Origin of the sequence: Shewanella sp. BC20, from assembly GCF_003129585.1 — a bacterium.
In the GTDB taxonomy this organism is placed as follows: domain Bacteria; phylum Pseudomonadota; class Gammaproteobacteria; order Enterobacterales; family Shewanellaceae; genus Shewanella; species Shewanella seohaensis.
In genome coordinates this window covers 20,794-41,817 of record NZ_NHRI01000011.1, presented here as the reverse complement: position 1 = coordinate 41,817, position 21,024 = coordinate 20,794, and the positions used below count along the sequence as shown (strand labels likewise).

Annotated in this window: 16 protein-coding genes; 9 read left to right on the top strand and 7 right to left on the bottom strand. The window is 48.4% G+C overall.

Annotation, left to right across the window (positions count from 1 at the left end; translation table 11 throughout):
* Positions 1-62 precede the first annotated feature (62 nt).
* The 5 genes from CBX96_RS12485 to CBX96_RS12465 all read left to right on the top strand — a co-directional run bounded on the left by CBX96_RS12485 (position 63) and on the right by CBX96_RS12465 (position 5,528).
* Positions 63-497 carry a CidA/LrgA family protein gene (locus CBX96_RS12485; RefSeq protein ID WP_011716020.1) on the top strand — a complete coding sequence of 145 codons (435 nt, stop codon included), beginning with the start codon at positions 63-65 and terminating at the stop codon, positions 495-497.
* Entirely contained in the window at positions 497-1,231 is a 735-nt protein-coding gene (locus CBX96_RS12480) for an LrgB family protein (RefSeq protein WP_011716021.1), read from the top strand. The genes CBX96_RS12485 and CBX96_RS12480 overlap by 1 nt, the downstream gene beginning before the upstream one ends.
* Before the next feature lie 184 nt (positions 1,232-1,415).
* The gene (locus CBX96_RS12475; protein WP_011716022.1) at positions 1,416-1,892 is read left to right on the top strand and encodes a GNAT family N-acetyltransferase; all 477 of its coding nucleotides are present in this window, start codon (positions 1,416-1,418) and stop codon (positions 1,890-1,892) included.
* 227 nt (positions 1,893-2,119) lie between these two features.
* Positions 2,120-3,595 carry a carbon starvation protein A gene (locus CBX96_RS12470; RefSeq protein ID WP_109286925.1) on the top strand — a complete coding sequence of 492 codons (1,476 nt, stop codon included), beginning with the start codon at positions 2,120-2,122 and terminating at the stop codon, positions 3,593-3,595.
* Between the two features lie 256 nt (positions 3,596-3,851).
* Positions 3,852-5,528 (top strand): glucan biosynthesis protein, encoded by a 1,677-nt coding sequence (locus CBX96_RS12465; RefSeq protein WP_181382198.1) that lies wholly within the window; start codon positions 3,852-3,854, stop codon positions 5,526-5,528.
* Positions 5,529-5,615: 87 nt separating this feature from the next.
* On the opposite strand, the gene CBX96_RS12460 is transcribed toward CBX96_RS12465, so the two are convergent.
* Positions 5,616-6,332 carry a type 1 glutamine amidotransferase gene (locus tag CBX96_RS12460; RefSeq protein ID WP_109286924.1) on the bottom strand — a complete coding sequence of 239 codons (717 nt, stop codon included), beginning with the start codon at positions 6,330-6,332 and terminating at the stop codon, positions 5,616-5,618.
* An 83-nt stretch (positions 6,333-6,415) separates the two neighbouring features.
* Here CBX96_RS12460 and CBX96_RS12455 point away from each other — a divergent pair, with 83 nt between their 5' ends.
* Together CBX96_RS12455 and CBX96_RS12450 are read left to right on the top strand one after the other, a co-directional pair.
* Positions 6,416-7,231, top strand: a complete 816-nt coding sequence (locus CBX96_RS12455) for an AraC family transcriptional regulator (protein ID WP_109286923.1) — start codon at positions 6,416-6,418, stop codon at positions 7,229-7,231.
* A 248-nt stretch (positions 7,232-7,479) separates the two neighbouring features.
* Positions 7,480-8,955 carry an inorganic phosphate transporter gene (locus CBX96_RS12450; protein WP_109286922.1) on the top strand — a complete coding sequence of 492 codons (1,476 nt, stop codon included), beginning with the start codon at positions 7,480-7,482 and terminating at the stop codon, positions 8,953-8,955.
* A 12-nt stretch (positions 8,956-8,967) separates the two neighbouring features.
* Here the strand turns inward: CBX96_RS12450 and CBX96_RS12445 are convergent, their stop codons facing one another.
* Positions 8,968-9,861, bottom strand: a complete 894-nt coding sequence (locus tag CBX96_RS12445; RefSeq protein ID WP_109286921.1) for a DUF72 domain-containing protein — start codon at positions 9,859-9,861, stop codon at positions 8,968-8,970.
* A gap of 345 nt (positions 9,862-10,206) precedes the next feature.
* Here CBX96_RS12445 and CBX96_RS12440 point away from each other — a divergent pair, with 345 nt between their 5' ends.
* Positions 10,207-11,667, top strand: a complete 1,461-nt coding sequence (locus CBX96_RS12440; RefSeq protein WP_109286920.1) for a GGDEF domain-containing protein — start codon at positions 10,207-10,209, stop codon at positions 11,665-11,667.
* Between the two features lie 93 nt (positions 11,668-11,760).
* Here the strand turns inward: CBX96_RS12440 and CBX96_RS12435 are convergent, their stop codons facing one another.
* The gene (locus CBX96_RS12435) at positions 11,761-13,653 is read right to left on the bottom strand and encodes a methyl-accepting chemotaxis protein (protein ID WP_109286919.1); all 1,893 of its coding nucleotides are present in this window, start codon (positions 13,651-13,653) and stop codon (positions 11,761-11,763) included.
* Between the two features lie 288 nt (positions 13,654-13,941).
* On the opposite strand from CBX96_RS12435, the gene CBX96_RS12430 reads away from it, so the two are divergent.
* Entirely contained in the window at positions 13,942-15,474 is a 1,533-nt protein-coding gene (locus CBX96_RS12430; protein ID WP_258294577.1) for an EAL domain-containing protein, read from the top strand.
* 46 nt (positions 15,475-15,520) lie between these two features.
* On the opposite strand, the gene pepN is transcribed toward CBX96_RS12430, so the two are convergent.
* The 4 genes from pepN to def all read right to left on the bottom strand — a co-directional run bounded on the left by pepN (position 15,521) and on the right by def (position 20,999).
* Positions 15,521-18,154 (bottom strand): aminopeptidase N, encoded by a 2,634-nt coding sequence (gene pepN, locus CBX96_RS12425; protein ID WP_109286918.1) that lies wholly within the window; start codon positions 18,152-18,154, stop codon positions 15,521-15,523.
* A 241-nt stretch (positions 18,155-18,395) separates the two neighbouring features.
* The gene (lpoB, locus tag CBX96_RS12420) at positions 18,396-18,989 is read right to left on the bottom strand and encodes a penicillin-binding protein activator LpoB (RefSeq protein WP_007645693.1); all 594 of its coding nucleotides are present in this window, start codon (positions 18,987-18,989) and stop codon (positions 18,396-18,398) included.
* Between the two features lie 67 nt (positions 18,990-19,056).
* Positions 19,057-20,457, bottom strand: a complete 1,401-nt coding sequence (locus CBX96_RS12415) for a COG3014 family protein (RefSeq protein ID WP_109286917.1) — start codon at positions 20,455-20,457, stop codon at positions 19,057-19,059.
* Positions 20,454-20,999 carry a peptide deformylase gene (def, locus tag CBX96_RS12410; protein WP_109286916.1) on the bottom strand — a complete coding sequence of 182 codons (546 nt, stop codon included), beginning with the start codon at positions 20,997-20,999 and terminating at the stop codon, positions 20,454-20,456. Before def ends, CBX96_RS12415 begins: the two co-directional genes overlap by 4 nt.
* Positions 21,000-21,024 lie beyond the last annotated feature (25 nt).

The window sequence follows — 21,024 nt, the reverse complement described above, 5'->3', positions numbered from 1 at the left end:
TTTATTGAATAGGCAAGCCTAAAATATTCCCATAGCAACTTTAGTGTAAATCGAGAAACCACATGTCTTTCCTACAAGCCGCAATACGTCGATGCCGTCATGGGGCTTTATTGTTAACTCAAATTGGCCTCTTTTGTTTATTGTCTTTCGCCTGCCATTGGTTAGCCACTTGGGCGCATTTACCTGTGCCTGGTAGTGTATTGGGTTTAGGTATCTTACTGATTTTACTTGCGACTAAGCTAATCCCTGAAAATGCGGTGCAGCTTGGTGCCGCTTGGTTGATTGGTGAGTTACTGCTGTTTTTTATTCCGCCAGTGATCTCTGTTATCAAGTACGAAGGCCTGTTTGAGCAATATGGGGTGAATATTCTCTTCACCTTAGTCATGGGCAGTGTGTGCGTGATGGTGGGTACGGGATTTGTGGTTGACCGAGTATTTCGATTCGAGCGTCAACTCAATATCAAAAAGCATGCACGTCGCCATGCTAAGGCCGCCTAATGTCGAGCCTTAACTTAAGCCCAGCAGCGATTTCCGAGTTACTGTTTTCGCAGACGGGATTGGCACTTATCAGCTTGTTATTAACGCTATTCTGTTACTTTGCAGCCAAGCGTTTATATAGGCTCCACCGTGTGTGGTGGTTGGCGCCGATTGTACTTGCACCCGTGGTGATCACGCTCTTGGTGTTTAATCTCGATATTCCACTGCCGACTTATTTTGAATACACCCATTGGTTAATGGCGATGTTAGCACCTGCGACAATCGCATTTGCCTTGCCGATTTATCGGGAGCGTAAACTCATTCGCCAATACCCGCTGACCATTGCCCTTGGGGTGATAGCGGGATTGTTGCTGGGCATGATTTCTAGCTGGCTGTTAGTGAAATTTGTGCCGCTACCGGTCGAGCTGTCTAAGAGCTTGTTGGTGCGTTCGGTATCTACGCCCTTTGCGATGGAGGCGACAAGCGCCTTTGGCGGTGTGCCAGAACTGACCGCCATGATGGTGCTCATCACTGGGATTATCGGCATGTTGGTATGTGAGCCGCTGTTCAAGCTGATGCACATTCGTACGTCTTTAGGTAAAGGCGTGGCATTAGGCGCTTCGGCCCACGGTGCGGGCGCCGCAAAAGCCAGTGAGTTAGGCCAGCAAGAGGGCGTTATTGCCAGTTTGACCATGATTTTTATCGGAATCGCCATGGTGCTGGGCGCGCCCGTATTTGCTGTGATCTTCAGTTAGTGTTCGAGAGTGATGTGCTGAATTTGCGTTAACCCTCTCCACCTTAATGTGATTTTGTCAGTTTTAATGATGTTGTTTTGCCTCTTAGGGCGCTAACCTCTGCTTGGGTTATGCGCCCATTTTTTTAGCTGGCGGCGAATGTCGAAATAGAATCACACTAAATTAAATCGAATAGGGATATAGGATGGACAAGCAAACACGGGTATCGAATGTGACATTGAGACCCATAGGACAAGACGATCTGGAGTTGATCTTCACCCATCAACAGGATCCGATTGCCTCCCAATTGGCGCAATTTCCCTCGCGGGATCGTGAGGCATTTTACCTTCATTGGCAGCAAAATATTCTCGGACAGGCGTCGGTACTGGCACGGGGGATAGAAGTCGATGGCTTGCTGGTTGGCAATATTGGCCATTGGCATATGGACGGTCAGGCGATGATTGGTTACTGGATTGACCGCGCATTTTGGGGGCGCGGGGTAGCAACCTTAACCTTAAGCGCATTTTTACCTTTAGTGACCTCAAGGCCGCTTTTTGCCCATGTAGCACAGCATAATCTTGCGTCCCAGCGGGTGTTGCTGCGCCATGGGTTTGTAAAGATGGACAGACTCATTCAAGAGGCTGACGATGTGGCGCCTTTGTTGGAGTTTGTGCTGCGCTGATGCTTAAACCGTCACGCTAACCAAAGGCTTAAAGCCCTTAACCTGAGATTTTGGCATATTGGGAGCCGATACATTATTTGCTAAATCTATTTAGATATGCGTGTTTTATCGTAAATTTAGATTTATCAACCCGACTTTAGTCTAGTACCTGATGGCTTGACCTCATTGGCTAACTCAATGAAACTCTCCATTTAATCACCTCCTACTAAAGTATGGATAATTAAATAATGTTTATTTTCTTCTTATGCCTTGCGCTCTTAGTGCTGGCATACAAGTTTTATAGCCCATTTGTTGAGCGCCAAGCAGGGATTGATCCTAAAGCGCAAACTCCCCAAGCAAGATTCGAAGATGGTGTGGACTATGTGCCCGTTCACCCCGCCAAAGCGTTTTTGATCCAATTCTTAAACGTTGCCGGTGTAGGCCCGATTTTTGGTCCTATCCTAGGTGCTTTATATGGTCCAGTAGCCTTACTCTGGATTGTGTTAGGTAACATTATTGGCGGCGCGGTACACGACTATTTCTCTGGCGTGTTAAGCATTAAAGAAGACGGTAAGAGCCTGCCAGAAATCGCCGGTCACTACTTTAATGTCTACTTTAAAGGCGTGATGCTGCTGTTTACTGCGATGTTACTGTTCTTCGTGGGCGTGGTGTTTATCATGAGCCCTGCGGGTCTGTTAAGTAACCTCGACTATTTTAAAGATACCATTTTTGGCAATAACACCTTCTGGGTGTTAGTGATTTTGGCTTATTACTTCTTAGCCACCATGCTGCCAATCGATAAGATTATCACTAAGCTTTACCCTGCTTTTGGTCTGTTGATGATCGTTATGACCACTTCGATTGCGGTTGCTCTGCTGATCAGCGCGCCACAGTTACCCGAAATGGGCGATGTGTTTGCTTACTTCAACCACAGCCATTACAACAATGACTTGCTCGAGCCAAACCCAGACGGTTTACCGATTTGGCCATTGCTGTTTGTGACTATTACCTGTGGTGCAATCAGTGGTTTCCACTCGACTCAAGCACCTATTATGGCGCGCTGCCTGACCAACGAAAAATACGTTCGCCCTGTTTACTATGGCGCTATGGTGGCTGAAGGTGTTGTGGCTTGCGTGTGGGCAACTGCGGGTATTGCGGCCTTCCCTGGTGGTTATGTTGAGCTTAAGAGCTTACTCGACCAAGGTGGTCCAGGCCTTGTCGTTAACCAAGTGGCTACTAGCTATCTTGGTGTATTAGGTGGTGTGATGGCGATTATTGCGGTGGCTGTATTCCCTATTACCTCGGGCGATACTGCATTTAGATCGCTACGTCTCACTATTATCGACGCCTTTAACATCCCACAGAGTATGCATAACCGTTTGTTGGTGGCAGCGCCCATCCTGACTATCGCTTACTTTATGACTAAGATCGACTTCTCCTTGATCTGGCGTTATTTCGCCTTCTCAAACATGTTGTTATCGACAAGCGTGCTGTGGTTGGCGACTAAGTACCTGTTCGATAGAGGCAGCTTCCATTGGATTGTGAGTTTGCCTGCGATTGCCGGAACCTGTGTGACCATCTCTTACATCATGACGGCGGGTATTGGATTAGGTTTGCCTCAATCTCTGAGTCAACCCGTGGGGATTGCGGTCGGCGTGGTGTGTTTAGTGGCCTTAATTATTGCCCATAACAAACGCAAAACAGTGCTGAATACAAACTCTTAACCTCATCGATTTTATAACTGCTAAGGGCTGCATTTTGCAGCCCTTTTTAATACTATTTTCATAAACTGGCGTCAGTATTGAATATTGTCACTGTGACATATTCCATTGCGTCGAAATTATGTTAGATTCTGGCGAACTGATGGAGATAGAGGTATGGTTATCACTGTCATCAACAGTTCTCCACAGGGCAGTCACTGCAATATTGCTTACTTTTGCAGAGAAGTGTCAGGAAGTTACACCAAATCAGAGTCTGCTTATGCAACCCAATTTATTTCCCGAACAAAGACATTTTAATCGTGAGCCGATGGTGATGCCGTCGGTGGAAGCTCAGTCTACCCGTAGCCGTTTACAACGCATGGTGGGCAGTGTGCTACTCACCTGCAGCGTGTTGTTAAGCTTATCTGCTTGTGCAGCGGGTAAGGCGAGCGCACCGCAGGAAGAAGAGTTTAGCTACGCCTGGTTGAAAGGCTATGCCCATACGTTGGCGGCTGAGTCCTATGTGAGCCATAAGGGCGAGTTGCCAAAAAGCTTACAGGGCATGAGCTGGGATGATTACCAGCAGTTCCATTTCAAGAAAAAAGCCGCCCTGTGGCGTGAGGATGATTCGGAGTTTCGCGCCGAGTTATTCCACTTAGGTCTGTACTTCGATACGCCTGTGCATATTTATCAATTGGAAAATGGCAAGGCAAAGCTGATCGAATATTCGTCTTCCATGTTCGATTACGGTAAATCCAAGGTAAAGGGTAGCCAACTACCGAAAGACCTAGGCTTTGCTGGGTTTAGAATGCAATTTAATACCGACTGGCAGCGTGACGTGGTCGCCTTCCTAGGTGCCAGCTATTTCCGCGCCGTAGGTCAGGAAATGCAATATGGTCTATCTGCCCGTGGTTTAGCGGTCGACACTGCGCTGCCTAAGCCAGAAGAATTCCCCATGTTTACCCGTTTCTGGTTAGAGAAGCCACAACCGGGTTCTAATATTGCGACTGTGTACGCTCTGTTAGATTCACCAAGTGTAACAGGGGCTTACCGTTTTGATATCGAACCGGGCGAGCGTTTAAAAATGAAGGTCGATGCGGCAATTTACCCGCGTAAGGCCATTGAACGTTTAGGCGTTGCACCACTGACCAGTATGTACATGGTGGGTGAAAACGATCGCCGCACCGGTTACGACTGGCGCCAAGAGATCCACGATTCAGACGGTCTTGCCATGCATACGGGTAACGGTGAATGGATTTGGCGTCCGCTGGGCAACCCAAGCAACCTGCGTTTCAATGCCTACAGCGATGAGAATCCAAAGGGCTTTGGTTTAATGCAGCGCGACCGTAACTTCGACCATTATCAAGATGATGGCGTGTTCTACGAGAAGCGTCCAAGCCTGTGGATTGAGCCAACTGGCAATTGGGGTAAAGGTTCGGTGCAGTTAGTGGAAATTCCAACACTGGATGAAACCTTCGACAATATCGTGGCGTTTTGGAACCCTGCAGAGCCCATTCAGCCGGGTCAAGAGTTACTCTACAGCTACAACATGTACTGGGGCGGTATTCCACCCGTGCAGTCGCCCCGTGCCCGCGTAGTCGATACCTTTACCGGTATTGGTGGTGTGGTTGGTCAAAAGCGTAAGTACTATAGCAAGCGCTTTGTGATTGATTTTGCTGGTGGTTCCTTACCTATGCTGGGTAAAGATACCCAAGTGAAAGCGGTGATTTCGACCTCTCAGGGTCGTGTGGAAATCGAATCTGCTCGCCCACAACATGCGATCAACGGTTACCGCGCTATGTTTGACCTAGTGCCGCCAGAAGACAGCGTTGAGCCAATTAACCTCAGAGTTTACTTAGAGGTAGATGGTCAGCCGTTAACTGAGACTTGGATGTACCAGTGGACACCACCACCAGTGAACGAGCGTGAATTGCATAACGCCGGTCATCTGCAGTAAGCCGAGACTCAGTTTTAAACCTTAAAACGCCAGCCCTGTGCTGGCGTTTTTGTTTTGGCCTTAGCTACTTTTTACTCAGTATGGTGTTTATACCGCTTGATAGGCTAAGACTAGATTATCTAAAAAATGCCCTAGCAACTGATTCATCTGAGTCGTTGATTGCTCCAGGATGAACTCAGGGCTTTGAATGTATGGCATGGTATGCGTACTGGAAAAAGCCTGTTCTTGGGCAATGAGTGGCGTTAATTGACTACTGATAAATTCAAGATGGCATTGGAATCCATAAACTAAATTTGTGTAACGCACAATTTGTCGTGGGCAAGCTTCACTGGTGGCGAGTACTTCGCTATTGGGAGTGAGGCCTGGCATGTCGTTATGCCAGTGGCCGACTATTTCGGTTGTCGAAAATGTCTTAAGGTTAATATCATTTTTACCAGCTGCCGTTAGCTCTATGGGGAAATAACCAATCTCGGCATGTGGGCTCTTTTGATAACGGGCGCCTAATGCTTCGCCAATTAATTGTGCGCCAAGGCAAACCCCCACAACGGCTTTATTTGTTTGAATAGCTTGCCTGATAAGTCTTTGTTCTGCTTGACTATCAAAATATGGACAATCGCTTTGGCATGTGGCGGGAGACTGAGGGCCTCCGAGGATAATTAACAGATCAAAACCATCAGTATCTTCGGGGAGGGCTTCACCTAGATAGACTCTGCTAAAGCTCATTTTGTAGTTTTTGCTGGCGGCCCAATCACTAAAATATCCTGGACCTTCATAGCTTTCATGAATAATGCAATGAATCTGCATTGAGTTTTCCTGTGTCTTTTATGGGATTACGCTATGCTACAATTCTTTTATTTGGCCGAATAACGTCATATGGACAAGTAATAATGTTAAGTCGCCAACCTGATTCGATTAATACTATTATTGAGCAAGCACCTAATATGCCTTGCTTTGTAAAAACGATTGAGATGCAGAAGGGGTATGTGGATGTTTTACATAAGCACTGTTGGCATCAGCTTATTCTTCCGCTTCAAGGCCTGTTACAGACAGAAGCGAATGGGGCACTGTTCTTAGTTCCCCATACCACAGCGCTTTTTGTGCCAGCAGGGGTGATACATGAGTCTGTTGCGATTACTGATACTTGTTTTATTGGTGTCTATCTGAATCCAATGTGTGGTCGAGATTATGGCGCCACGATAAAACCCGTCGCTATGAGTGCTTTTCTAAGGGAATTAGTGTTAACGATCAGAAAACAATGTGTTTTTAATACCTCAATGAATGTTGAGCCAATAGCTCTGCCGACAATACAGCGTTTGCTTGAGGTGTTATACGATCAAATTAATAATGCAGAGGGACAGACTTTTAAGTTATTGATACCACAAGATAGGCGCCTAAAATTGATTTTTGAGCACTTAACTCAAACGCCAGCTTTAGATTTATCTTTAGCGAAATGGGGTGAGATGGTTGGGGCATCGGAACGAACATTGTCGAGGTTATTTGTTAGGGAGTTTGGTTCTTCCTTCGGATTATGGCGCCAACATTTACGGTTGATCTATTCGCTATCACTATTGGCCACTAACCTATCAATACAGAATGTGGCCCACCAAATTGGTTATCAAAATGATTCATCCTATATCAAAGCTTTCAAGGAGCGTTTTGGGATGACGCCACAGCGATTTCGGTTAGGCGATCATGGGATATAACGCTATTACGACTTATGGTAAAGAATGCTCTATCCAGTTAGAATTTATTAAATTTAATCAATATTTTGAGTGCTTTTTTGGCCTGAGTGTTCATGGGCGCAGAATAAAATCAAGCCAGTGTTAAATGCAAGCCTGACACGGAGTTATTGAGGACTGATTCACTTTTTGCAAATCTAAATAATTTTTCACTGTCAAAGAGGTCAACCTTAGGCGTAATCTGTGGCGTCCTCGTTATAGGTTAGCGATTCATGTTTGAGATATTGACTTCTATCGGCCTGGGTTGGTCGGTAGCTTTAGTGCTGGCGGTGTTATTTGTGCTGGCCTACGAATTTATCAATGGTTTCCACGATACCGCCAATGCTGTTGCCACAGTCATCTACACCAAGGCTATGCCTGCCAACCTCGCGGTAATTTCTTCAGCCCTCTTCAACTTTGCCGGAGTGCTGCTCGGTGGGCTTGGCGTCGCCTACGCTATAGTGCATCTTTTGCCCGTCGATTCTTTACTGGGAATGGATTCAACCCAAGGGCTGTTGATGGTGTTCTCACTGCTCTTCTCAGCCATTATTTGGAACTTAGGGACTTGGTATTTTGGCATTCCTGCCTCCAGTTCCCATACCCTGATTGGCTCGATTATGGGTGTTGGCGGCGCATTCGCCTGGATACACAATGAACCTGTACTGCACGGCATTAATCTCACCAAAGCCACGCAGATTATGCTGTCGTTGATCATTTCGCCCACGCTGGGATTTGTGCTGGCGGGGATACTGTTATTGCTAATGAAGTACGTGTGGCAAAAGCACAAGATACACCGCACCCCCGATGAACAATTTCAGATTAATGGCAAACGCCATCCGCCGTTCTGGGCGCGCGTCAGTTTGATAGCCTCGGCCATGGGGGTGAGCTTCGCCCACGGTTCTAACGATGGCCAAAAAGGCATTGGTTTAGTGATGCTGGTGCTGATCTGTATGGCACCAGCGTATTTTGCCCTCGACATGAGTAGCCAATCCTATGATTTGGCGAGAACACAGGATGCTAACCGCCGCATTATGGCTATCTACAGTCGCAATCAAGCTGTGATTAGCGATTTGGTGGATGTTAAAGCACAAGTGAATGTGACTGACACTGACACTTTACTGAGCCACTGCTCGGCACAAACCGTGTTACCGGCCATGTCGCTGCTCGATCGCCGTTTAGATAAGGCCAGCAGTTTTCAAGAGATGAGTGTCGAAGAACGTCGTGAAGTGCGTCGCTTGCTGCTATGTATCGATGATACTGCGCGCAAAGTGGCAAAATTAGACTTACCCGCCAAAGAGTTAACATCACTCAATAAATGGCGTAAGGACCTAACTAAGTCAACCGAATACGCGCCTTTGTGGGTGATAGTGGCCATTGCGACGGCCTTGGGCTGTGGCACCTTAGTGGGTTGGCGCCGCATTGTTTATACCGTCGGTGAGAAGATAGGCTCCTCGGAGATGACCTACAGCCAAGGGATTGCGGCGCAGGTGACGGCGGCGGCATCGATTGGGATTGCCAGCGTGACGGGCATGCCAGTATCGACTACGCATATTTTGTCTTCGGCGGTGGCGGGCACTATGGTGGCCAATCGCTCAGGCTTACAAAGCCAAACCATTAAGCAGATTTTATTAGCTTGGGTGCTGACACTGCCGATTACCATGCTCTTATCTGCCTTGGTGTTTATCTTGGCTAACGCGCTCTGGGGTTAAGCAAAATTCCTTTTACCACGTCAGTTGCATCTGCGCGGCAGACTCTGCCAACGCTTTATGCAACTGAATAGTGGGCAAGCTGACCTCATCGGCCAGTTGTTGCTGCAACTGCTGGTATAAACGGACCGCTAATTCGGGCGCGGTCTGGTTATCGGGCGTATGGATAAACAGATAAGGCTCGCGCCCCTCTTTTATCCAGAGTGCGAGTTGCCTTAGCCAGTTGTTAAAAAAGCTATCGTTATTCTTTACCAGCAATTTATCGTTACTCGCCGCTAAGGCTTCAATTGTGCCATCCGTTTGGCCAATAAAACGTACCACGGGCGTATGGGCGGTCGCGATAGCGTGAACGGGCACCTGTGGCTTTTTCTTATGGGCATCAATAATCGCCTCGTTCGCGGGCGGCAGGGCAAACAGCGGTCGACTGTCCATGATGATGCGATTGACTTGTCTGTCCATCAGCAGGCGATTCAGTGCTCGCTCGGCGTCTCCCTTGGCAAAAAAGCCTAAATGGCGAACCTCTACGCCATAGCTTAAACCTTGCGGTAAAAGATCAAAAAAACCTGCTAACACTGGTAGCTGTTCGGGGCCGAAGGAAGCGGGAAGCTGAATTTTCCACAAACCGGTTTTTTCAACCAAGGGTGACATCACTTGGAAGAAGGCTAATAACTCCTGCTGACAATCCTGCAACTGCTTTTGATGGGTGATGGTTTGCGGCAGTTTGAAGGTAAAACGAAAATCATCGGGAGTGGCGCTGTGCCAATTCATCACTGTTTGCGCATTTGGCGTCGCGTAAAAGCTGGTGTTGCCTTCTACTGTGTTGAAGATACTGGCATAGCGGGCAAGTCTTTCAGCTTGTTTAGTGCTTGAACCATAAACACTTTCTTGCCAATGGTTATGTGACCACATGGCAAGCCCGAGACGTAAATGTCGCGCGCTATGGGCAGGGGATTGGAACGACGTCAAACATACTCCTACTTAACTGGCAAACAGTGGAATGAGGCTTAAGTGGGCGACACGTGCCATCGCCCTTTAGGGTATTGTGCTTAAATCGGTTTGTGTCCGTCAAATACACCGCTGGCTTTTATCAGTATGCGGGCGCAATTGCGCTGGATTTAGCTTGGAACTGTCATAGTAATTAACCTACTCTAATAGTATGTTATTCTGTGTTTTGGACTTTAACGGCGGGGTTTTTCCCGGTTTGTTAATGGGCCTTGTGACGTAAATAAACCCTCGGCATAGTTGGAGAGTTGTGTGAAAAACGATGGTTATACTTCCCTAAGCCAATTTGTTGATTTGTTATTAGATGCTATTTGCGTCGTCGATAAAACCGGGCGCTTCGAGTTTGTCAGTGCGGGCGCTGAGCGTATTTTTGGTTATACCCCAGATGAAATGCTGGGGATGCAGATGTTAGATCTTGTGTATCCAGAAGATAGAGAACGCACACTGGCCGCCGCCAATGACATTATGGCGGGCAGTTATAAGCTCGATTTTGAAAATCGTTATGTTCGTAAAGATGGCTCACTGGTCGATATTCTCTGGTCTGCCCGCTGGTCTGAGGATCGCCAGCAGCGGATTGCCGTCGCACGCGATATCACTAAAAGCAAAGCCGCTGAGCGGCGTCAGGCTGCGCTGTATGAGATTTCTGAAGCCGTGCATGTTACCGAAGATCTCCTCGCCCTGTATCGACGCATTCACCAGATCCTGGCCAAACTGTTACCGACGGATAATTTTGCAATCGCGCTGTATGATGCCGATCTTAATGAGTTAGATTTTCCCTATCGCGTGTTGGCGGGGGAGCAAAATCTGGCGCAATCCGCCAGTTTCGATCATTTTACCGAGCAAGTGATCCAAAGCGCAGAGTCTATGCTGCTTTGTCCCATGACTCGGCCTGTTTCTGCGGTTGAAAGTGAGCTTTGCTATTCGCAAGTCGGTCCGCAAAAAAATCAGCAAGATAATCAGCAAGATAACCCGCAAGCCATAAGTTGGCTTGGTGTGCCGCTAACATTGCAGAAGGGCATTATCGGCGCCTTGATTATGCATAGCACCCCTGATTCTCGGGCTTATACTCAGCAGGATCGCGAACTGGTTGAGTTTGTGTCGACACAAATCGCCTTCGCTATCGAGCGTCGGCAAATGCTGGCGCGATTGGAGCATATTGCACTTTATGATCAACTCACCCATTTGCCCAATCGCGAATTGTTTTATGACAGATTCCAGAAGGCGTTATCGCGCGCGAATCGCGAGTCGAGCTATTTTTCCTTACTCTACTTGGATTTAGACAAGTTTAAATGGGTGAATGATACCTATGGCCATGGTGTGGGTGATCTCTTATTGCAAATTACCGCCCAGCGGATTTTAGGATGCGTTAGAAGCTCGGATACGGTTGCACGCTTTGGTGGTGATGAGTTTGTGGTCCTGCTAGAGCGTGTCGATTCGGCGCAGAATACCTTACTCGTTGCGCAAAAAATTCTTGAAGTGCTTAACCAACCCTTCGAGTTGGTGAATCAGCAGATCCATATTTTGCCTAGCATTGGGATTGCTCTGTATCCTGAGCATGGCAGGGATGAAAAACAACTGTTGTCCTGCGCCGATACGGCGATGTACAAGGCGAAGCGTAATGGCGGTAATCGGATTGAAATGGGTTATCAAGGCTTAAAGACCAACTATTTCGAACCTTTAATCCAACCCCATCGAGAGGCCTTGAAGCGCTAGTGTAATCTTTATAAAAAAATCCCCGATAAGCTCAAGATTATCGGGGATTTTTTATAGCATGGCGATGCGTTAGGGCATAAGCCGTTGATGCATTTATAGCTTAAAGCGGCCGACTTCCTGCTGCAGCGAAGCGGCTAAATGAGCCAATTCCTGCGCTTGTACCATAGAGCTTTGCGCCTCTATAGAGAGGTTTTCAGAAACTTCGCGAATCGACTCGGTATTACGGTTAATTTCACTGGTGACCGAGGTTTGTTCCTCTGCGGCGGTGGCAATCTGACTCGCCATATCTGATATCTCATTAATGGCTTTGCTGATCTGTAGCAGGCTCTCACTGGCCGAGTTGGCGTCGGCGACACTGGTTTCAGCCATATCATGGCTTTGAGTCATAGATTTAACCGCCTTACCCGCAGTTTGCTGTAAGGTTTCGATCATCGCCTGAATTTCTTGGGTCGAGGAGTGAGTTCGCTGCGATAACACGCGCACCTCGTCGGCCACCACCGCAAAGCCGCGACCTTGTTCACCGGCGCGGGCGGCTTCAATGGCGGCGTTTAACGCCAGCAAGTTGGTTTGTTCGGCAATGCCACTGATGGTGAGCAGGATGCTATTAATTTTTTGCGAGTGTTCATTAAGCTCACTGATAATACGGCCCGCGGTCTCGACCTCATTGGCCAAGTTGCGGATCGATTGCTGACTCTGCATCACTTGTTTTTGGCCGTGGTTCGACAAACCAACCGCGTCTTGTGCCGTTTGCGCGGTATGCTCGGCGTTGCTAGCAATCTCTTCGGTGGCGCTCGCCATCTCAGTGACAGCGGTCGCCACCATGGTCACTTCGTCCTGCTGCACGGCGATGCGCTGGCTATTATCCGTGGCCGATGCACTGCTGCCCTGGGCTTGATATTCCAGTTGGCCAGCAATCTTGTGCATTCTGGAGATCATGCCATGCAGGCGCTCGACGAAGCGGTTAAAGCCCGAGGCCAAGATACCAATCTCGTCGTGGCTGTTGGCTGTGTGTATTCTCATTGTTAGGTCGCCATCCCCTTCGGCAATATCATTGAGTGCCAAGGCAACGCGTTCTAAGTCTTTAAATTGAATTTTAAAGATAGCCACGAGAACCAAGCCGAAGAGGACCAGTAACGCGGCACCGACGGCGGACATCCACCAAGCAAGTGTGGTGGCCTGCGACATGATCTCCTCTTTGTTCATCACGAAAATCAACTCCCAATCGGTGGACGGTATTGCCGCCACATAAATGAGTTGAGTTTCGCCACCGAGTTCACGCTCTTCTAAGGTATTGGCATTTGCCCGTTGGGATAACCAGCTGGGGGTAAAGTCTTTATCTATGGTGTTCAGCTGTTGATTGTTGAGCTGGCTATTGGGATGGCTGATGATAAGCCCTGTCCTGTCTACCATTAAGGTGTAGCCTTTACCTGGGACTTGAAGGCGCTGAACCGCATCGGTGAGCTGGTCTATGGTGAGGTTTGCTGCGGCCACCCCGAATAGGCTACCCGAGACCATGACTGGCTCGGCAATGGTCACCACTTGTTTTTTCAAGGTCGCGCTAACATAGGGCGCCGTCATCACCATCGCATTGGCGGCTTTGGCGTCCATATACCAAGGACGGACTCTGGGATCATAGTTAGCCGTGTTTAGCGCGGGATCTTGGCGGTACATGTTGCCTTGTTCATCGCCAAAATAGGTCAGCGCGAATCCCATGCCATTATGGGCTTGTAATAAATAGGACGTGATCTGCACATTGGGATCGGCTTCAATGGTCTTTTTAAGACTGGTAATCGCCATTTTGCGATCTTGCATCCACAGGCCAATCCCTTCGGCAAAGGTGTTCGCCAGTTGATCAATTTCATGTTGGGTATTTTCTAAGGCGTTATTGCGGATGAAATAGCTTGAAATGCTTACCAGCACTGCAACAGTAATGAGAACGGCGAAAAGACTACTAAAGAGTAGGCGGGTTTTGAGTGTTGATCTCATATTTAATTCCTTTAAATTCCGTTAGCTGTCTAACGTCAATAGAGTATAGCGGCTGAAAGTGTGAAAGCATTAATTGATAAGTTGCCAATTTTTTAATGTGTTTAAATTGGCAGCACCTCGGATTGACTGTCATCTTGGTAAATTGGCGATATTGCCCAAATAGGAGTTTACTCCTGTAAGATGACTAATTTGATTTGTTGCACAGCTTTCATCGGATATAAGGCATACTCTGATATAACAGTAAGTTAGTACAAATCAGTGCTGATGAATGCAAATGAGCGGAATAATATGAAATGGAATTTTCCTCGCTGGAGCCTTAATCCCTGGTTACATACCTGCCTTATCTTTATTTTGCCCATACTGCTGGCATGTGCGATGCAACCTTGGTTGACCCGTTACAGTATGGAAAAAAGATTCAGCGATGATTTAGATATTATTGCGACTTCGTTTGCCAATGGACTCGATGGATTTGAAGCGACAAATGTCGCGCAGGCCTTCAGCGAATTATCTTTTACCTGCGATACCGACGATATCGCGCTGCTAAATAGCCCATCACTAAGCCCCGCGATCGTTCGTTTTATTCAGTTAGAATTGGTAGACGGCAAGCAATGCTCCAATATAGGGCCTCCGGTTAATTATCAGTTCGACCGTTCTCGAAGTTTATATTTCGATTCACATCGAGTGGATATTGCCACGACAGTCGCGGCTAACGATAGGGCCCGCAGCATTGGTTATGTGTTCCATTTGGGCAAACAAAAGTTAGTCGTGCTCACCAATAGCTCTGTCTATAACGAAACCCTGTCAAATCTGTGCCTAGGTTGTTATCAACTATTGGTTGGTTATCAAGGCCTTTCTTCCCTAGAGCGGGGCGTTGAGCGGCTAGAAACAGAGAACGTATTCATTGAGGACTCTCGTTATATCAACGTATTAGATGTGACCTTGACCTTAAGGGCGGGGGATACGCTTTACTGGCGAGAAGCCTCACACGTAGCCGTTGTGCTATTTGTAGTTGCCTTGTTAGTGTCTTTCCTTGCGGTGATTTTTTATTGGAATTGGCAATCGGCGCGGGTGTCGCTGGGGATGCTCATCCAAAAAGGCATCAGCCGAAAAGAGTTTATTCCTTATTATCAACCGATTATCGATTGCCGCACCGGAGAGGTCGTCGGCCAAGAGATGTTAGTCCGCTGGCGCCGATTCGATGGCGTGCTCGTTCAACCGAACCAGTTTATTCCCTACGCCGAAGATTCGGGCTTAATTTTGCCGATCACCGATCTGATTTTGGAGCGGGTGTATCAGGACTTGCCTCAGCTCAAAGGCTGGGTCAGCGTTAATATCGTCGCCCAGCACCTCGAGTCGGGGTTATTGAGCAAATGGTTCTCCAGCCATAGCGATCCCAAGGTTAAACGTATCGCCTTTGAGCTGACAGAGCGTAAGCCCATTACCCAATTTGAGCTGGCCCTCGCCGAAATGAAGGCGGTGTTACCCCTGTGCCATGACTTTAAATTGGATGATTTTGGCACTGGCTTTGGTGGTTTTAGTTATTTGCAGCGGCTAGGGATTAATAGCATCAAAATCGACAAGATGTTTACCGATACCATAGGCACGCAGGATTTAAAGGGCGCGGTACTCGATGCCATTATCGCCTTTGGCCGTGAGTCGCATATGGATATGGTGGCCGAAGGCGTTGAAACTCTGGCGCAAGTGGAGTACTTAGCCGCGAAAGGGGTTTATCAACATCAGGGATATTTTTACGCTAAACCTTTGGCGCTCGAAGAGTTGCTGCAGTTCTATCAAGAATTGCCTTCTCGGCGTATTGAGTAACGGGATAAAAAAGAGGCTCAATTGAGCCTCTTTTTATGAGCCATTATCAATGGGTCATTTTATTTTTGATCAGTACGCAACGTTGCTCGGTTTGTCGGGTTTCTAACAGCGTGCGGCGCGTTAGGTTAGATAATCCTGTTTGGGTATCTAATACCTTATCCAAGGCGGCAATACTGGTGTAATTACAGTCGGTTGGGATAAGGTTGCGGCTGTAGCTACGCATAAACACTGGGCCTTTCTTATCCATGTCCGCCAAGTTAGCGAGGCGCTCTTCCGCGGTGGCGGCGCTTAGCAGTTTCTGTTCAGCAGGATAGAGGTTTTCCATAATAATCCGCTGTTTGGCAAACGGCAGGGCGTCGGCGTGCACTTTGCTCAACCAGCGGCGTTTGGCAGCGGCTTCTGGGCGGATAACCTGTGCGGCCAATGCGGCCTTTTCACCCGAATCCGAGTTATCGCGGGCGGCTTCCTGGGTAATACGTTGCTGCGCATTCGGGAAGTCATAGCGATTCAGCTGAGTGATGATGGCCCAGCGGAGATCTTGGTCTAGGGTTAAGCCTTTGATTTTGGTTGTACCATCCAGCAATTGCGCTAAGTGGCGCAGACTGTCGCGATCGCCCGCTAACTGAATATAGGCATTGAACCAGCGGCGCTGGAAGTCATTGTCGCCTCGGCTCTCCATGGTTTTGCGAAGGCTCATTTGCGCTAAGCCTTTGACCGCATTTTCAGCATAGTTTTGCTGAATCGGCGCGATTTGCGCGAGGTATTCTTTGCTGTGCAGCAGAGTCGAAATAATCTGGCCGACCACAGTGTAGTCATTTTCCGCAGGGGCGTTGACGAACACTGTGCTTAAGTATTGATCTAGGCTCAGGTTACCTTCACGCACGCTGTCCCACAGGCTTTGCCACAGCATAGAGCGCAGCAGTGGATCTGTGACTCGGCTTAACTGTTGCTTGGCGGTGTCGAAGGATTTGTCATCGAGTTGCACCTTTACAAAGCCCCAGTCATCGTAGTTGGGGTAAACCAAATCCGGACAACGCTCGCCGACCAATTGTTTCACCTCGGTGCGCTCACCCTTATAGGTGACGGCGACCGTGGTCTCATGTCTTAAATCGAAGCGTCCCTTAGTGAACAGGGCGATTTGGACTTTCTGCTCCCTGAGTGTCGGCAACTCACTGCTTGCAGGATACTGCAACAGGCTAAAATCGCTGATGCGGTTACCGTCACAGCGGTATTCGGCCTTAATGGTGTTAACCCCAGCGCTGTAGAGCCAATCTTTCGTCCAGGCGCTTAAGTCACGGCCCGCCGATTTAGCTAGGCTATTGATAAAGTCATCTAGCTCGGCATTTTGATAGCTGTATTGCTTTAAGTAGTTACTCACGCCGCGCTGGAATACCAGATCGCCGAGTAAATGGCGCAACTGCTTGAGGGTCGAGGCGCCTTTTTGATAGGTGATAGCATCGATATTATCGAAGGCGTTTTGCGTGGTCGCCACGGGCACTTCGATGGGATGCGTGGTCACTAGGCTGTCTTGCTCATAGGCGCGTTGTTTGCCTTGGGCGTAAAAGCTGCGCCAGGCATTGGTGAACTCGGTGGCCTCTTGGGTCGCGAGCGTGCCCATAAAGGAGGCAAAACTTTCGTTTAGCCACAAACCATTCCACCACTTCATGGTGACCAGATCGCCAAACCATTGGTGCGCCATTTCATGCATGATAACGCCGGCTAAGCTTTGTTTTTGCTCGGCGGTCATAGCCGCTTTGTGGAGGAAACGATCTTCGGCGAAAGTGATGGCGCCAGCGTTTTCCATTGCGCCGTAGAGGAAATCAGGCACTAAAAGTTGGTCGTACTTCTTAAAGGGATAAGGAATACCGAAATAGGCATCAAAGAAGGTTAAGCCTTGTTTGGTATAGGTAAACCAATCCTCAGGTGTGACTTGGTTAGCCACAGATTGGCGCGCGAACAGGCGCATCGGATAGCGGCCAGAGTTGTCCTGCCACATATGGTACGGACCAGCATGCATCGAGAAGTTATAAGGGCTTAACTTAGGCGTTTCAGGAAACTCCCAACGATTCATGGCCCCAGCTGGTGTGACTGAGGACTCGCGCATGGTACTGATCACTTGCCAGTCCTTCGGCGCGGTTACGCTGATTTTATAGTTGGCTTTCAAGTCGGGTTGGTCGAACACCGCAAACATTTGCTGCGCAGCGGCAGGCTCAAAATGCGAATACAGGTAGACCTTGCCATCGACTGGGTCTTGGAAACGGTGCAAGCCTTCGCCGTTGGTGCTGTGGGGGCGAGTAAATTGCACTTCAATGGTGTTGTCACCCGAGGACAGCAAACGAGTATTCAGGCTGATATAGGCGCCGTTGTAGTTGGGGTAAACCGCAGTGCCGTTGATCAAAAAGCGCTTAATTTGTGCCTTGTTCAAATCGAGGCTCAATTGCTTGGGCACTTCGCTGAGATTGAAGTTGACCTTAGTCGTTGCACTAAACTCAGTGTCGCCAGTCAGTTGAAAATCCAGCTCATAATGCACATTCGAAATCACCTGTGAACGTAAGCTCGCCTGATATTGGCTGATATAGGGGCTTGCATCCCTTGGGCCCGTATTTAACGGACTTTGGACGGCGCACGACATGAGTGCCGAGCAGGTGATGGCAACTAGGCTGGCTTTGAACAAATTCACGACTTCAATCCTTCAACGATTTACTTTATTTATGGCTTGGATGCGGCGCAGGCTGGCAAGTTTAGGCTCTGTGGCCTAGCAAACTTATCCCCATTTGAAAGCGGCACCCATGCTGGGTATTTTGGCCGAGTACACTACCTTATTTAGCAGGGATAACCAATGTTAAAAATGTAAAAAAAAGCCAGCGAAAATGCTGGCTTTTTTTAAGTATTTCGGCTTTAGCCCATGGGGCTTAGCGGGATTACATGCCTAAGAAAGACTTAGACTTAGTCTTACGGATTTCTTTTTCGTCAGACCACTCGATCAGGCCTGTTTCTAAGTCCATCAGACGCATAGTCATCTTGTAGTAAACGTCTTTGGTGCTGCCATCTTGCTTAACGATGCTAGACAGGTTGCCATACAGCATGTATTGGGCGCCGATTTGACGGCCAAACTTGATGGCGGTTGATGGGTCAACCATACCGGTATTGTTTTGGTAATCCAGTTGCTTACGAACTGAATCTACTTTTGTCATGTCGATAAAACGGAACTTGCCTGAGCGCAGTAACTTGTTGCTGATAGAGTCGGTTACTGACTCTGTATCGATATGCTCAGAGGTTTTGTTTTTGATGCTATCGACAAACAAAATTGGGCGGTTGTTCGCCGTCATGGCCACGATAGGTGGGAAAGTCATCATGCTATCGACCATCTTAGCGGCGATGGCTTGCAGATCCGTTGAGCCAAAGTTTTCGTTAACGGTTTCCACTTCTGTGGCATCGCCATATTCGACTTTCGATTGACATGCAGCCAGGCCCATTACGGCAGCCAGCACAAAAATCAGTTTAAATTGTTTCATAGTCAGTTCCATTTTGTGATTGTAAAAACTTAATGACACTCGTTTTATTCAAACATTCACCGCTAGGTTAAATGATTATTGAATAAATTCGGGTGTAATTACCAGTATCAATTGCCCAGACCAAGGTGGTCTTGCCTGCGGCAACTTCAATTTTGGCCGGTGGTGCCTTGTCCAACTGCAGCGTGTATTCCCCGGGATTGAGGTAACGTCTGCCAATTTGCGCCTGTTTTGGCAGGGTCAACCAACTGCGGCGATCCGCCTGTTCGCTGACCACGTTAAAAATCTGCATGGCGATACTGCCAATATCGGCGGCATTGTTGCCGGGCTTACCGCTTTTTTCGACCTGATAGGCCATTTCCGATTTGGCATACACCCGCGCGACTTGGCGAACTAAGGTGCCGGGTAAATCTTCCTTGAGCGCGTTAATCGCTAAGGCATCGATATTGGCGATGGGCTCGGTTTTCAGCACTGTACCTAAGCCTTGTACTTGGGTCTCGGCGACAACACTATTGTTCGGCCCATAGGTGGCCAGAGACACGGTTTGCCAGTTGCCATGGATAGTGAAGGGCACTGTGAGCGCTTGTTTTTCAGGTACGAAGCCCTTTTCGATCATTAGGATGACTTGGCCTTCACCCGCCTTGGGAAGCTTGGCATCGCCCCAGCGCTTTTTAAATTCATCGTATTGTGGCATGCCGAGTTGCTTGGCAAGGCGCACTAAATCCTGTTGCAGATAAGTGTTATCTGGGCTGATTTGCGCCGCTTTACGATAGTCGATAAAGGCATCGTTTGGCTCGCCCAAAACCTCGTGGAGCAATCCCGTCGTGTAGTAGCTATAGGCATTGAGGAAGGAGCTGGTTACCGTACCTGCGGCTTGGCCGAGCTTATTCATTTCGGCATCTATGGTGCCATTGGCCATGGCCTGCACGGATTTTTGCGACTTCTGATAACGCTCCTGCTCAGAGCCTTGCAGCTCGTTACTGCGGCGAACTTCCACTAAGGCGCCTTGATAATCACCGCTGAACAGGTAATTCAAGGCTTGATATTGGTGCAACATAATGCGCTCGTAGCCTGGGCCACGGTAGGGGATGGCATTATCGTTTAATACCAAGCTTGTAGCGGTTGCGCCTATGTCGCTGGCGCTAATCTTGGCTTTATCATCGAAGGCTGTATAGGCCTCGACCGCTTGCTGGTAGTACTTACGGCTGCTAGCAAAGTCTCCGGCCACCTGCGCCACGCGTCCCGCTTCTTGGGCGTAGAGTAGGCCATCGTTACCTTGGATATTGCTGGCTAATTTCTCGATATCCGCCATGGGCGTTGCGGTATTGAGTTCTTGTTTTATCGGTGCAATTTGCGCCGGATAATTGATAAAAATACTGTTATAGGCACAGCCGCTCGAGCCTAAGATCGCGGCGAGCATCAGGGTGCTAAGAGTTGGTTTGATTAAAGAGTGAATGAAGGTGCTATTCATGCCTGTGGTTTACCTTCTCGCGCCATGTGTTTTTGTTCTGGCATTTGTGAACGCTCAAGCAAAGTGATCCCCTGAAGATGATCAAACTCATGTTGGAAAATACGAGCAATAAAACCTGTTAACTCAGAGCGTTGCCAGTGTCCCTCCAGGTTTTGATAGCGCACAACAATAGTCTGATGGCGCCAAATGGTAAACCTTTGCCCAGGAACCGATAAACAACCTTCCTCACCGCTGACTAAATCCGCGGAGGCGGATAAAATTTGCGGATTGACCACCACTTCGGGGTCCATCAGCGGCGCATCGGGATAACGCTCGTTTGGCCGAGATGCCATGATAAAGAGAGCGAGTGGGCTGTGCACTTGCGGCGCGGCAATACCAACGCCTTTCGCGGCCACCATGCTCACAGCCATCTGCTCTGCTAATTGACTCAAGGCCGTATCGAAGTCGCGAACTTCAACGGCTTGCTCTTTTAAAATGGCTTCACCCACCACGGCTATCGGCAGTGGCTGACTGGGTGTGGGTGATATCGCATCTTTAAACATCGCATTCCTTGGATATTTATGGGCC

Bases quoted from the DNA above. Each gene is read 5' to 3' on its own strand.
- CBX96_RS12485 (WP_011716020.1), top strand. From the start codon at position 63: ATGTCTTTCCTACAAGCCGCAATACGTCGATGCCGTCATGGGGCTTTA.
- CBX96_RS12480 (WP_011716021.1), top strand. From the start codon at position 497: ATGTCGAGCCTTAACTTAAGCCCAGCAGCGATTTCCGAGTTACTGTTT.
- CBX96_RS12475 (WP_011716022.1), top strand. From the start codon at position 1,416: ATGGACAAGCAAACACGGGTATCGAATGTGACATTGAGACCCATAGGA.
- CBX96_RS12470 (WP_109286925.1), top strand. From the start codon at position 2,120: ATGTTTATTTTCTTCTTATGCCTTGCGCTCTTAGTGCTGGCATACAAG.
- CBX96_RS12465 (WP_181382198.1), top strand. From the start codon at position 3,852: ATGCAACCCAATTTATTTCCCGAACAAAGACATTTTAATCGTGAGCCG.
- CBX96_RS12460 (WP_109286924.1), bottom strand. From the start codon at position 6,332: ATGCAGATTCATTGCATTATTCATGAAAGCTATGAAGGTCCAGGATAT.
- CBX96_RS12455 (WP_109286923.1), top strand. From the start codon at position 6,416: ATGTTAAGTCGCCAACCTGATTCGATTAATACTATTATTGAGCAAGCA.
- CBX96_RS12450 (WP_109286922.1), top strand. From the start codon at position 7,480: ATGTTTGAGATATTGACTTCTATCGGCCTGGGTTGGTCGGTAGCTTTA.
- CBX96_RS12445 (WP_109286921.1), bottom strand. From the start codon at position 9,861: ATGTGGTCACATAACCATTGGCAAGAAAGTGTTTATGGTTCAAGCACT.
- CBX96_RS12435 (WP_109286919.1), bottom strand. From the start codon at position 13,653: ATGAGATCAACACTCAAAACCCGCCTACTCTTTAGTAGTCTTTTCGCC.
- CBX96_RS12430 (WP_258294577.1), top strand. From the start codon at position 13,942: ATGAAATGGAATTTTCCTCGCTGGAGCCTTAATCCCTGGTTACATACC.
- lpoB (WP_007645693.1), bottom strand. From the start codon at position 18,989: ATGAAACAATTTAAACTGATTTTTGTGCTGGCTGCCGTAATGGGCCTG.
- CBX96_RS12415 (WP_109286917.1), bottom strand. From the start codon at position 20,457: ATGAATAGCACCTTCATTCACTCTTTAATCAAACCAACTCTTAGCACC.
- def (WP_109286916.1), bottom strand. From the start codon at position 20,999: ATGTTTAAAGATGCGATATCACCCACACCCAGTCAGCCACTGCCGATA.